The 13043-nt window shown below is 63.9% G+C and carries 12 protein-coding genes; 7 read left to right on the top strand and 5 right to left on the bottom strand.

Translation table 11 applies throughout. From position 1 onward, the window contains the following. Positions 1–3: 3 nt before the first annotated feature. On the top strand, positions 4–1083 hold the full coding sequence (locus tag AB0T83_RS12580) for an ABC transporter ATP-binding protein (RefSeq protein ID WP_366193484.1): 1080 nt from the start codon (positions 4–6) through the stop codon (positions 1081–1083). Between the two features lie 48 nt (positions 1084–1131). Here the strand turns inward: AB0T83_RS12580 and AB0T83_RS12575 are convergent, their stop codons facing one another. The 4 genes from AB0T83_RS12575 to AB0T83_RS12560 form a co-directional block, all read right to left on the bottom strand. Then, a complete protein-coding gene (locus AB0T83_RS12575) occupies positions 1132–1734 on the bottom strand; it encodes a ferric reductase-like transmembrane domain-containing protein (protein WP_366193483.1) in 603 nt (200 codons plus the stop codon). After that, the gene (locus AB0T83_RS12570) at positions 1734–2234 is read right to left on the bottom strand and encodes a twin-arginine translocation pathway signal (RefSeq protein ID WP_366193482.1); all 501 of its coding nucleotides are present in this window, start codon (positions 2232–2234) and stop codon (positions 1734–1736) included. The genes AB0T83_RS12575 and AB0T83_RS12570 overlap by 1 nt, the downstream gene beginning before the upstream one ends. A gap of 127 nt (positions 2235–2361) precedes the next feature. Further along, entirely contained in the window at positions 2362–3276 is a 915-nt protein-coding gene (yghX, locus tag AB0T83_RS12565) for a YghX family hydrolase (protein ID WP_366193481.1), read from the bottom strand. Between the two features lie 206 nt (positions 3277–3482). Next, positions 3483–4232, bottom strand: coding sequence for a FadR/GntR family transcriptional regulator (locus AB0T83_RS12560; RefSeq protein ID WP_366193480.1), 750 nt, complete (start codon positions 4230–4232; stop codon positions 3483–3485). Positions 4233–4381: 149 nt separating this feature from the next. Between AB0T83_RS12560 and AB0T83_RS12555 the strand changes: the two genes are divergently transcribed. Continuing rightward, the gene (locus AB0T83_RS12555) at positions 4382–5164 is read left to right on the top strand and encodes a fumarylacetoacetate hydrolase family protein (RefSeq protein WP_366193479.1); all 783 of its coding nucleotides are present in this window, start codon (positions 4382–4384) and stop codon (positions 5162–5164) included. 17 nt (positions 5165–5181) lie between these two features. Beyond that, positions 5182–6633, top strand: a complete 1452-nt coding sequence (locus AB0T83_RS12550) for an NAD-dependent succinate-semialdehyde dehydrogenase (RefSeq protein ID WP_366193478.1) — start codon at positions 5182–5184, stop codon at positions 6631–6633. Between the two features lie 58 nt (positions 6634–6691). Here AB0T83_RS12550 and AB0T83_RS12545 read toward each other — a convergent pair whose 3' ends face one another. Further along, the gene (locus tag AB0T83_RS12545) at positions 6692–8632 is read right to left on the bottom strand and encodes a glycoside hydrolase family 127 protein (protein ID WP_366193477.1); all 1941 of its coding nucleotides are present in this window, start codon (positions 8630–8632) and stop codon (positions 6692–6694) included. Positions 8633–8816: 184 nt separating this feature from the next. Between AB0T83_RS12545 and AB0T83_RS12540 the strand changes: the two genes are divergently transcribed. Genes AB0T83_RS12540 through AB0T83_RS12525 form a run of 4 tightly spaced genes read left to right on the top strand, consistent with a single transcriptional unit; the run spans position 8817 to position 13033 of the window. Continuing rightward, on the top strand, positions 8817–10097 hold the full coding sequence (locus AB0T83_RS12540) for an ABC transporter substrate-binding protein (RefSeq protein WP_366193476.1): 1281 nt from the start codon (positions 8817–8819) through the stop codon (positions 10095–10097). Between the two features lie 57 nt (positions 10098–10154). Further along, positions 10155–11030 (top strand): carbohydrate ABC transporter permease, encoded by an 876-nt coding sequence (locus AB0T83_RS12535; RefSeq protein ID WP_366193475.1) that lies wholly within the window; start codon positions 10155–10157, stop codon positions 11028–11030. Positions 11031–11034: 4 nt separating this feature from the next. Next, entirely contained in the window at positions 11035–11928 is an 894-nt protein-coding gene (locus AB0T83_RS12530) for a carbohydrate ABC transporter permease (protein WP_366193474.1), read from the top strand. Positions 11929–11956: 28 nt separating this feature from the next. Then, positions 11957–13033 carry an ABC transporter ATP-binding protein gene (locus AB0T83_RS12525; RefSeq protein ID WP_366193473.1) on the top strand — a complete coding sequence of 359 codons (1077 nt, stop codon included), beginning with the start codon at positions 11957–11959 and terminating at the stop codon, positions 13031–13033. Positions 13034–13043 lie beyond the last annotated feature (10 nt).

The following is a 13043-nucleotide window of genomic DNA, read 5'->3' as shown; positions in this document are numbered from 1 at the left end:
ACAATGACAGAAGTGAAACTGGATCGTATCGGCAAGTCCTATGGCAGCGTCGAGGCCGTGCAGCAGTTCGACCTGACGATCCGCGAAGGCGAATTCCTGGTGCTGCTGGGGCCGTCGGGCTGCGGAAAATCCACGACGCTGCGGATGATTGCCGGGCTGGAAAGCATCACCAAGGGCGATCTGCTGATCGGCGGCGCGCGGATGAACGATGTCGATCCCAAGGATCGCGGCGTGGCAATGGTGTTCCAGAACTACGCGCTGTATCCGCACAAGACCGTGTTCGACAACATGGCCATGGCGCTGAAGCTTCAGAAGGTACCGGCGGCGGAGATTGCGCAGCGGGTCGGCCACACCGCCGAGCTTCTGGGCCTGACCGATTATCTTCAGCGCAAACCCGCCGCGCTGTCGGGTGGCCAGCGCCAGCGCGTCGCCATTGGCCGGGCCATCGTGCGCACGCCAAAGGTGTTCCTGTTCGACGAGCCGCTGTCGAACCTGGATGCCAAGCTGCGCGTCAAGATGCGGATGGAGCTTCAGGAGCTGCACGGGCGGCTGAACGCGACCTCGGTCTATGTCACCCACGATCAGGTCGAGGCGATGACGCTGGCCGACCGGATCGTCATCATGAACGGCGGTGTGGTGGCGCAGGTCGGCACCCCGCGCGAAGTCTATGACCACCCGGCGGATGAATTCGTCGCGGGCTTCATCGGCAGCCCGGCGATGAATTTCGTCGATCTGTCGCGCGATGACACCGGCGGTTGGCGCAGCGATTGTGGCAGCCTGGCCCTGCCCAGCCTGCCCATGGACACCGGCCCCCGCAGGCGCATCCGGCTGGGCGTCCGGCCCGAACATATCGAGGTTCTGCCCGGCGCCACCGGCGCGGACGGGATGACCTATACGGCGAACGTCCTTCTGGACGAATTGCTGGGCGCCGATGCGCTGTTGAGCCTTGGCATCGGCGATGTGCGGCTGCTGGCCCGCGTCGGCGGCGTCGACCACCCGGTTAGGGGCGACACCGTGACGATCCGCCTGAACCCGGCGCAGCTTCATGCCTTCGATCTGGAGACGACGGAAGCGCTGCGCTGATCGCGTCCGGGCGCAGGTGTCCTCCCCATCTGCGCCCGGCTTTGCCCCCTAACGACGGCTCGCCGATGGTCCGCGCCACATGCGCCAGACCCGGCGCTTGCGCAGCGCCAAGGCCCCCGCGCTCAGAACGAACAGGCAGAAGACCGCCTTCGTCACCTCCTCCATGGTGCCCTGAATCAACAAGGCGTGCACCACGGTGCCGGTCAGGATCAGGACCGCCGCAAGGCTGTGTCCCAGACGCCAGAGCCGCAGCCCGATCCGCTTTTGTAACGCGGCAAGCAAGGCCGCCGCGAAGACCGCCCACATCGCCACGGCCCCCCAGACCGAAAACGGTGTCGGAGACCGGAACAGCAAGACATCTACGACATCCGGTGGGCTGGTGATCCAGAGCCCCCCCACGTGAAGGACAACCGCCAGGACAAGACCGGCCCCGCACCAGATGTGGACACGCCGGACCGGAACCCCGGGCAGGGCGCCCGCGATCAACAGCGGCTGGACCAGCAACAGCGCCAGTCCAGCGATCCCGGCAAACCCGGCTGCGATATAGATCGGGTCGCGCCATTGCAGCAGCGGGCTTTGGGCGGCGGCGATCAGCGGTGTGGCGATGGCGAGCGCCAGCGCCGTCCACACAAGCGGGCCGCGCAAGGCCATCAGGCGGGGCGCAGCACGAACTCTACATGAAGGCGCGTGTCCGAGGCCCGCGCCATCACGGGCCGCAGGAACACCGTTTCAAAACCGCCGTCGTCAAAGTCGGCGTCATAGGCCAGATGCCCGTGCGGCTGCCCGAAGGCGGGGACGATCTGCGGCATCTCGATGCGGAACACGCCCTGGGCATCCGTCAGCGTCGCCCCGTGCGAGCGCTTGTCGCGTTCGTGCCCTTCCGTCGTATGCGCCCAGACCTGGATGCGCCGCCCGGCAAGCGGGGCGCCATCGCCGGCGCGGCGCACGGTGCCGGTGGTCCAGAAGCCGCCATTGCCGATGCGTTTCACGATCGGCGCGCCGGGGCGATAGTTGTTGGCTCCGCCCCGCATGGTTCGCGTGGGTTCCAGATTTTGAGCCAGCGCGGGCCGGATCAGGCCCGGCGCATGGAGCAACAGCGCGGCCCCTGCGGTGGCCATCACCGCGCGCCGCGTCGGGGATGAGGTTGGCATGTCGGTCTCTCCTGTCTGCCACGTCAGAAAACCCTGCGGGGTCTCTGGATAGGTATCGTTGCGCGGGGACACGTCAACTCGGGTGCCGATGGCGCCGGATCAGGTGGGCTGTCCGGCGCCCCCCGGCTTACCCCGCAAGATAGGTTCGGAACCAGGCCACGGTGCGCTGTTCGGCAAGGCGGGCGGCCTGTTCGTCGTAGCGGGGCGTGGTGTCGTTGTGGAACCCGTGGTTCACGTCTGGGTAGATATTGACCTCGTACCGCTTGTCGTTTTCCTCAAGCGCCTTCTGATAATCGGGCCACATGGCATTGATGCGCTGGTCGAGCGCGGCAAGCTGGATCATCAGCGGGGCTTGGATCTGCGCCACCTGGCTGCTTTCGGGGGCAGCGCCATAGAAGGGCACGCCCGCCGCCATTTCGGGATAGGCGACGGCCAGCTTGTTCACGACACCGCCGCCATAGCAGAAGCCCGTCGCGCCCACCTTGCCGTTGGTGCCGTCAAGCGCCTGAAGATATTCGAACCCCGCGAAGAAGTCGTTCAGCAGGGCCGTCTGATCGAGGGTGCGCTGCATCTCGCGCCCCTTGTCATCGCTGCCCGGATAGCCACCCAGCGACGACAGCCCGTCCGGACCCATGGCGACGAAACCGGCCTTTGCCAACCGGCGCACCACGTCGCGGATATAGGGGTTCAGCCCCCGGTTTTCGTGGATCACCAGCACGGCCGCTGGCGGGCGGCTCGGGTCGATCTGTGTCGGGCGAACCAGATAGGCGGTGATGTCGCCGGTGCCGTTCGGGCTTGGATAGACGATGTCTTCGCCCTGAATGTCCGGATCATCCACGGCCACCTGTTCGGCCAGCGCGTAGTTGGGCGAAAGCGTGCCAAGGATCGCTGCCGCCGTCAGCCCCCCGACGGCCCATTTGCCGGCCCGGTCGAGGAACTCCCGCTTCGAAATCTTGCCGTGGGCGTAATAGTCGTAGAGGTCCAGAAGCTCTTGATCGAAATCGGCGGCGGTCAGGCGGCGCGCAGGTGTCTGAGTGTTCATCAGCAGGACTCCGTTAGGGAAAAGGGCGTGAAGCAACGGGGCTACGGTTCTTGAATTAGGTCGTTTGGCAATTCCTCAACCCGCATCATGTGAGCGTGGGTCATTCAGAAATGCCTGTCCAGATTCGCACACTACATTTTTTGGTGAACGGCAGGGCCCGCGCCGTCTTGCGTCAGATCCGATTGGCCGGGCGCAGCTCGGCGCGCTCAGCGCGAGGGATCGAGCTTGACCACTTTCGACAGCCGGGCGGCAGCGTCGGCGAGGTGGTTTTTCATTCCGGAATAGGCGGCGTCCGCATCCTGTGCTGCGATGGCCTCGGCAATGGCGCGATGCAGGGGCACGGATTTGCGGTTCAGGCTTTCTTCGGGGTTGGTCAGGCGGATCGACAGCATCAGCCCAGCGAAAATAGCGTTCTCAAGGGCTTCAAGATAGCGGTTGTTGGTGGCGCGCAGTACGGCGATGTGAAACCGGGCGTCGGCCAGAACGTATTCGCTGTTCTCACGGGTGCTGGCCTGCATCTGATCCACCGCATCGAGGATTGCTTTCAGTTGCGCCTCGCTGCGGCGGTTGGCGGCGTAGTAGGCGGCGTCGGGTTCGATTGACTGCCGCAACTCCATCAGCGAGATCAGCCGCTCGTCCTCGATGGTCAGGGATTGGTGCCACATCAACACGTCGCGGTCGAGCATCTGCCAATTCCCGACGTCCTGCACCCGTGTGCCGATCCGCTGGCGCACTTCGAGAAGCCCCTTGGCGACCAGCATCTTGACCGCTTCCCGCACCGCGGTGCGGCTGACGCCAAATTCCTCGCACAGCGCGTTTTCGTCCGGCAGCAACTGGCCGGGCTGAAGCTGGCCATCGAGAATGCGCTCGCCCAGTTTTCGGGAAATCTGGCCGGACAGCGAGCGGGAGAGGGTGTTCGACGTCGGGATCAGGACGTCCTGGTCGGAAGAGGGCACGGCGAAATCTCCTGTCTTTTGGGAAACATAATACCTTTGTGGCGGAAAGCAACGCCGTGGCCTTCGGGCGGCAATGCAGGCCTGGAGAAAATGTATTGATATTATGATTAGATATGCCGTAAGAATATCGGTAAAAGAAAGGAATACCGATGTTATCACAAGACCAGCGAACAGAGGCGGCCCGCGCGTTGTTTCGGGCCGAACAGACACGGGTGCAGGCCGAGCGCCTGTCGGCGACCTATCCTCAGATCGAGATCGAAGATGCCTATGCGATCAGCCGCGAAGTGGCGGCGGCGCGGGCGAGGGCAGGGGACCGCCTGATCGGCCACAAGGTCGGGCTGACCTCGAAGGCGATGCGGGCGGCGTCGAAGATCAACGAGCCGGACTACGGCCATGTCTTTGCCAGCATGCTGATCGAGGATGACGCGACGGTCGCACATGCCGACTTCTGTGTGCCGCGGGTCGAGCCCGAGCTGACCTTCGTCCTGAAATCACCGCTAAAGGGTCCGGGCCTGACGCTGGATGACGTGCTTGCCGCGACCGACTACGTGGTGCCCTCGATCGAGATCATCGATGCGCGGGTGACCGAACCGCGCCGCATTTTCGACACTGTGGCCGACAATGGCGCGGCCGCCGGGCTGATCCTAGGTGCCAGGCGGTTCCGCCCCGACGAGATCGACTGGAGCTGGGCCGGCGCCCTGTTCCGCCGCAATGGCGAGATCGAGGAAACCGGCATTGCCGCCGGGGTCATGGATCATCCGGCCAATGCGGTCGCCTGGCTGGGCAACAAGCTGGCCACCTATGGCGGCGGGCTGGAGGCCGGGCACATGGTGCTGTCGGGGTCGTTCACGCGCCCGGTCTGGGCCGATCCCGGCGACCGGCTGGAGGCCGACTTTGGCCCGCTCGGCACCGTTTCCCTTTCCTTTTCTTGAACATTTTGGAGCAAAAGATGCCCGAACAACACCCCAAGTACCTAATTGGCGACACCTGGGGGACGGCCTCGGACCTGCCGCCCATGGCCGTCGTCAACCCGGCAACTGGCGACACGCTGTACGAGGTCCCCTGCTGTAGCCCCAAACACGTCGCACAGGCGTTGCAACATGCCGAAGCGGGATTTGCCGAATGGTCGGCCATCCCCGGCTGGCAGCGCGCGCAGTACCTGCGGCGCATCGCCGAAGAAATCGTCAAGCGCCGCGAGGATTTTGGCCGTGCCATTGCCACCGAAATGGGCCGGGTGCACGCCATGGCGATTGGCGAGGCTGACTCTGCCGCGCAACAGTTTGTCTGGATGGCGGGCGAGGCCGAGCGGCTGTTCGGCCAGACCATCACCTCGCGCTTTGGCGGGCATCTGAGCATCACGCCGGAACCGGTGGGCATCGTGGCCGCCTTCAGCCCGTGGAACTTCCCCCTTGGTCTGCCCGCGCGCAAGCTGGCGCCGGCGCTGGCCGCGGGCTGCGTGGTGATCCTGCGCCCTTCGGAACAAACCCCACTGGTTGGCACGATCCTTGGCGAGTGCTGTCAGGCCGCCGGTCTGCCGAGCGGTGTGGTGCAGATCCTGCAAGGCGACCCGCAGGGGGTATCGCCCGCGCTGATGGAAGCGGAAGCGGTGCGCAAGATCTCCTTCACCGGATCCACCCGCGTCGGCCGCTTGCTGATGGCGCAATCGGCGCAGACCGTGAAACGGGTGTCGATGGAGCTGGGCGGTCATGCACCGCTGATCATCTGCCCGGATGCCGATGTGCCGGCCGCGGCCCGGCTGGCGGCGAAGTTCAAGTTCATGAATACGGGCCAAATCTGCGGCTCGCCCAGCCGGTTCTTTCTGCATGAGGAAGTGGCCGAAGCGTTTACCGAGGTCTTCATGAGTGAGGCTGAAAACCTGCGCATCGGCGATCCGATGGCGTCCGAAACGACCATGGGACCGATGGCCAGTCCGGCACAGTTGGACAAGCTGGAGCGGCTGGTATCCGACGCGGTGGAGCGGGGCGCGACCCTGCGGTTGGGCGGTGGCCGGGCGCGGGAACAGAACAAGGGGTTCTTCTTTACGCCCACGGTTCTGGAAAACGTCACCGACGATGCCGAGATCATGTCGGAAGAGCCTTTCGGCCCGGTGGCCTCGCTGACCACCTACTCCGATCTGAGCGATGCCATCGCGCGGGCCAACAGCACGCAGTACGGCCTTGCCGCCTATGCCTTCACCCGGTCCGAGGTGGTGGCGCGGCGGTTGTCGGCGGAATTGCAGTCGGGAATGGTGGGGATCAACAACTTTCAGCTGTCGCATTTCGAGGCACCGTTCAGCGGGGTGAAACACTCGGGCGTCGGCATCGAAGGCGGGCAGATGGCGATCAACGAATACCTGACCTTCAAGACCACCCATGCCGAGTTCGAGGTGCCTGCCGCCTGACCACGCGACATCCGGTAGGTCAGAGGGATACCGCAGCGATGCGGTATCCCTTTTTCGTTCAACCCTTGCGCGGCAACCAGACCGCCATTGTGTTGTCGTTGCGATTGTTCCACGCGAAATAGGGGATCAGGGTTGCGGAAACCGCACTCTGATCCGTGGCCCTTGCCGGGGCGTACAGCGCCTGTGTGGTCCAGGGCGCGCGCCGGGGCAATTCGGTGCGCAGCAGGGTCAGGCCGTCGAAGACCCCCTGTGCTGCAACCGGAGTGAAGCGTGCGTCGGCGGGCAGGGCGACATCGTTGATTGTCACCCCCTCGGGCAGATCCGCGCCTTCCAGACAATAGACCACCGGGCCCGCCATCACCGCCACCTGGTTGCGCAACTCCTCGACCTCGGGACGGGCGGCCAGAATGCGGGGGCGGATGTCCAGCGTCAGTTCGATCACGTCGCCGGGCGCCCAGGACCGGGTGAGGGCAAGGTAGCGGGGCCCGCAGCCCGTGACCTCGACCGGATCGCCATTTACACGAAGGCGGGTAGTGTCGCTCCAGCCCGGAATGCGCAGGTGCAGGGTGCAGTCTGCCTCGGGGGCGGCCTCGACAGACATGCACACCTCGCCGGACCACGGGAAGTCCGAGTCCTGCCGCAGCGTGATGCGCCCGGTGCCAAGGTCGGTGTCCAGCCTGTTGGTTCCATAGAGATGCACCCAGACGGCATTTTCGGCCGTCGAATAAGCCCAGCGGTGCAGCCCGGCGATGGTGCGGGTCACTTGCGGCGGGCAGCAGTAGCAGGTCCAGCGGGTCCAGCGGCGGGGCGAGTCGTTGTTGCCGATGAAATGCGTCTCGCCGTTGAAGCGCAGCGGGTTGGAATAGGTGAAATGCGTCCCCGACAGCGACACGCCCGACAGCCCGGTGTTGTACATCACCCGTTCGATCACATCGCCATAGCGGGCATCGCCGGTCAGTTGCAGCATTCGCCAGCTCCACATCGCGTTGGCGATATTGGCGCAGGTTTCGTTATAGGCGGTGTCCGAGGGCAGTTGGTAGGGTCGGCCATAAGCCTCGGCGATGGGTTCATAGCGGGGATGGCTGCGCTCGGCTGTGCCCTTGTGCAGCGCGCCGATACCGCCGGTGATGTACATCTTGCGATAGGTGGAATCCTCCCAGATGCGGGTGATTGCGGCCATCAGCGGCGCCTCGTCGGTTTCCATCACGATGTCGGCTGCCCCGGCCCAAAGATAGGGGCCGGTGACCGCGTGGCCCACCGCTTCGGTCTCGTCCAGGAGCGGCACGCGGGCCTGGCTCTGGTCGCCGTTGTTGCCGGGACGTTCGGGGTGGGTGCCGCGATTGTCGACAAAGATCCGCGCGAGTTCGAGATAGCGGGCCTCCCCGGTCTCGCGGAAAAGCTCGACCAGACCCATGATCTGCGAGGGGTTGAAACCGAAGCGGGCGAGGTCCGGATCGCGGGGGTGGAAAGTGTCATACAGGTTGTCGGCGGCCCGCCGCGCGATGTTCAGCAGCCTGGGGTCTGCGGTGACCTGATGGTGCAGGCAGGCCGTGGTGAAGAGATGCCCGAGATTGTACATCTCGTGATGCTCGATATCGGTCCAGCGTCCAAGCTCGGTCAGGGTGATCTGGGTGTTGAGATAGCCGTCAGGCTCCTGCGCGGCGGCGATGATGTCGATGCGGTCATTCATGAAGCGAGTGAGTGCTTCGTCCGGTGACACGTCCGTCAGCAGCAGGATCGACTCAAGCGCCTTGTAGCAATCGCCGTCACTCCAGTAGCGGCCGTGGAATGTCCCGCCGCTTTCGGCAACGGCGCGGAAATTCCCGAAGTAGGCGGCGTTCGCGGGGTCTTCCATCGCGTCCAGAACGCTGTGAATCGACTCACTGCGGATCAGGTTTTGCTTTTCGGCCCAGAAGCCACCGGTCCAGCGCACGTCCTTGTCGGCGGGGCGCCACAATCGCGCATGCGCGCTGATCGGGCTTAGGGTGGGTCCATCCATATCTCTGTTCTCCGATGATTTTCAGTCTCGTGGGTTCGGCGGTTTGCACAGCCGTGCCGCGTGGCGCCAGGTCGAGAGACTTGCGTTTCGTTGCGGCTTGACGGACAGTACAGAAACATATTATGTTTGTATTTGTCGATAAAAAGCAATACCAGCGACAAAAAGCAAACCGGAGGAGGATGAGATGTCCCGACTGAAACAGAGCGTGGCCACCATGTGCCTGAGCTTGCCACTGGCCCTGAGCGGGCTGACCCTGACCCCAGCCCCGGTGGTTGCCGAAGGCGTGGTGCACCTGTTCCACCGCTCGGCGGCAGAGCCGATGCGGGTGCCGCGCATGGCAATGTGGAATGCCTGCGCCGAACGGCTGGATATCGAGATCATCGAGAACTTCTCGCCGCCCAAGCAATACGAGGTGCAGCTTCCGGTGCAGCTCTCCAGTTCGACCCCGCCCGACATCTACGCCTATTGGGCCGGTGGACGTTCGCAGTTTCAGGCCGCGACTGGCAAGATCCGCGCGATGAACGACATCTGGGACGAGATCAAGGACAACTACCCGGCGGGCGTTCAGGCCACCAGCACCGAGCCGGATGGCAACGTCTACACCATCCCGACCACCTTCCAGCCCAACGTTTTCTGGTACAACAAGCGCGTCTTCGCAGAACACGGGCTGGAAGCCCCGCAGTCCTGGGATGGGTTTCTCGACGTGGCGGCCCAGCTGAAGGAGGCCGGCGTCACCCCCTTCCTTCTGGGATCGAAATCCGGTTGGGAGCCGCTGTTGTGGTTCGACTATTTCGTGTTGCGCGTGGCCGGGTCGGACTTCCGCAACGGGCTGATGGCGGGAACCGAAAGCTATCTCGACCCGCGCGTCATCGAGTCTATGGAGCTTTGGAAGAACCTGCTGGAAGCAGGCTATTTCAATGACCGCACGTCCAGCATCGGCTGGCAAGAAATGGCGACCAAGTTTGTCAACGGCGAGGGCGCGATGGAGCTGATGGGCACATGGACGGTCGGCAACTTCATTGCCGCGGGGCTGGAGCCGGGGACCGATTTTGACGTCTTCGACTTCCCGGCCATCACACCCGGTATCGAGCTTGCCGTCGAAGGTGCTGTCGAAGGTTGGGCCGCAAGTGGCGCCGGCGAGAACACCGAAAACGCACTGGCCATGCTGAAATGCGTCTCTGAGCGCGAACCGCAGGAGTTGTTTGCGGCGCAGGCGCAGCGAATGGCGGCCAACAAGGACGTTCCCGTTGAAATCTACGAACCGGCCTCGTTCCAGCCGACCATCGTGAAATTCCAGGACATGCTGGATGCGCCGTTCCACCAGAACCTCGAACTCGCCACCCATCCCGGCGTGACCGAGGTCGCCAAGCGTGAGCTGCCGCGCTTCCTGGCCTATCCGGACCAGTACATGAAGGTGCTGGAAATGCTGGAAGATCGCCGCAACGACGTCTTCGGCGACAGCTGAGGCATTGCGACCGGGCGGCCCCCGCTGCCCGGTCGCACAGCAGAGGAGGACACTGCCATGAACGCCCGGCTCACGCCTTGGCTTTTCCTGATGCCCGCGATCCTGATCTACGGCATCTTCGGCGCCTACCCGATTTTCCAGACCTTCGCCATCAGCCTGACCGATCAGGTCGGTGTGGCGGAACCCGGAACATTCGTCGGGCTGCAAAACTATGTAACGCTGATCCAGGACGAGTATTTCCTGAACGCGCTGAAACACACGGGCATCTGGGTGATCGCCTTCCTGATCGTGCCCAATTCGCTGGCCATCACCATCGCGCTGCTGGTCAAGCAGACCTTCTGGGGCGCGAGCCTGATCAAGACGGTGTTCTTCCTGCCATTGGCGCTGTCGTTCGCGATTGTCGGCGTGGTCTGGGGCTGGATCTATGAACCCGACGTCGGCCTGCTGGATCAACTGCTGATCGCGCTGGGGCTTGAAGGATTGATCGTTGAATGGCTGGGCCCGGATGCGGCGACCTATTCGGTGATTGCGGCGGCCGCATGGCGGCAGACGGCCTTTGCCACGGTGGTCTTTCTGGCCGGCCTTTCGGCGATCCCGCAGGAATTGATCGAAGCGGCGAAAGTGGATGGTGGCACGCGGCGGCAGATCTTTTTCCGCATCACCCTGCCGCTGCTGAAACCCGCCAGCACCATCGCCGTCTCCTCGGCGCTGATCCATGCGCTTCTGGCCACCGAGATCGTGCTGACCATGACCGAAGGCGGTCCGTTCGGCTCGTCCGAAGTGGTGGGCTACCGGATGTATATGGAGACTTTCTGGAACTACAAATTTGGCTACGGCGCCGCGATCGGCGTGATCGTCACCCTGATGACGGCGACCATGGTGGTGCCCTACGTGCGGCGTATGGCCAAGGCCCAAGAACGTGACTGGAGCTGAGGCCATGACCGATATGACCACACATCTCTCGGCCCCCCGCGGGGCGGCCATCGACCGGGGCAGCCTGCGCGAACGGATCGAAGAACCGCTGATGCGCGGCGGGCAGATCGCGCTGCTGCTGCTTCTGGCGCTGGTGTTCTTCCTGCCGGTGCTGGGCACGCTGCTGACCTCGGTCCGCACCATTCCCGACATTACCCAGAACGGCGCCTGGGCGCTGCCGTCCAGTTATGAATGGGGCAACCTGGGCCGCGCCTTTGTCGAGATGCTGCCCTATCTGCGCGCCTCGGTGATCATCACGCTGCCATCGGTTGCGGGCACGCTTCTGGTGTCGATGATGGCGGGCTATGCACTCAGCCGGATGCGGTTCCAGGGGCGGATCTGGATGTTCCTGGTGATCGTCTCGCTCAGCTTCGTGCCGATCCACACCCAGCTGATTCCGGTGTTCCGGCTGATGTCCGACCTTGGCCTGCATGACACGTTCATCGCGCAGATCATCGTGCACATCATGCGGCAGATCCCCTTTGCCGTGCTGATCATGACCAATTTCTTCAACACGGTTCCGGGGGAATTGCGCGAAGCCGGCCGTATCGACGGGGCCAGCGAATGGACGATCTTCCGGCGCATCTATGTGCCGGTGGCCCGGCCTGCGCTGTCGGCGCTGATCGTGCTGGAGTTCACATGGATCTGGAACGATCTGCTCTGGGGTCTCGTGCTGACCCAGGGGGCGGGCAAGAAGCCGGTCACCGTGGGCATCCTGTCCTTCGAGGGCGAATACGAGATCGCCTGGAACATGGTGGCTTCGGGCGCGGTGGTGGCTGCCATCCCGACGCTGGTCGTCTTCCTCGCCTTCCAGAAACACTTCATCCGCGGAATGACAATGGGATCGGTCAAGGGCTGAGGCTCGGCACCGAACAAGGAGAAATCACATGGCACATGTTACCATCAGTCAGGTCATCAAGAACTATGGCGCGGTGCGGGCGATCAAGGGCATCGACGTGGATATCGAGGACGGCGAGTTCGTCGCCCTTGTCGGTCCCTCGGGCTGTGGCAAGACCACGCTTCTGCGGATGATCGCCGGGCTGGAGGACATCAGCGGCGGCACCATCGAGATCGGCGGCAAGGTGGTCAACGGTCTGCAACCCAAGGCGCGCGATATCGCGATGGTGTTCCAGAACTACGCGCTTTACCCGCATATGAAGGTGGCCGACAACATGTCCTTCTCGATGCAGCTTGCCGGCGCGTCGAAGGGCGAGATCAAGGCCAAGGTCGAGGATGCCGCGCGAATCCTCAACCTGGAACCCTACCTTGACCGCTATCCGCGCGAACTGTCGGGGGGCCAACGCCAGAGGGTCGCCATGGGCCGCGCCATCGTGCGCAATCCCAAGGTGTTCCTGTTCGATGAGCCGCTGTCCAACCTGGATGCCAAGCTGCGCGTGTCGATGCGCGCCGAGATCAAGTCGTTGCATCAGCGCCTGGGCACAACGGCGGTCTATGTGACCCACGACCAGATCGAAGCCATGACCATGGCCGACAAGATCGTGGTGATGAGCGAGGGCCGGATCGAGCAGGTGGGCACACCGCTGGATCTTTACGACGAACCCGCCAATCTGTTCGTCGCGGCCTTCATCGGCTCGCCCTCGATGAACCTGCTGGAAGGGCAGGTCTGCGACGGCGGCGTGCGCTTTGCCGATGGCACGGTGCTGGCCCTTTCGGGCACCGAAGGTTTCGAGACCGGCCGCCCGGTGATCGCCGGTATCCGTCCCGATACGTTCGAGCTGGCCGAACGCGGGCTGGCGGTGCAGGTCAATGTGACCGAGCCCACGGGTGCGGAAACCCAGGTGGTGGGCCAGATCGGCAACACGCCGGTGACCTGCCTGATGCGCGAAAGGATCAGCGGGCGCTACGGGGACGTGCTGCATGTGCTGCCGCAGGGCCCGGTGCATCTGTTCGATCCCGAAACCCGCCTGCGTCTGGGCACCGCGCGCGCGGCCATCGTCAATTGAACTGCGCCAC

The sequence above is a fragment of the Meridianimarinicoccus marinus genome (assembly GCF_040689105.1).
Taxonomy (GTDB): Bacteria; Pseudomonadota; Alphaproteobacteria; order Rhodobacterales; family Rhodobacteraceae; genus Meridianimarinicoccus; species Meridianimarinicoccus marinus.
This window is presented reverse-complemented; position numbering and strand designations above follow the sequence as displayed.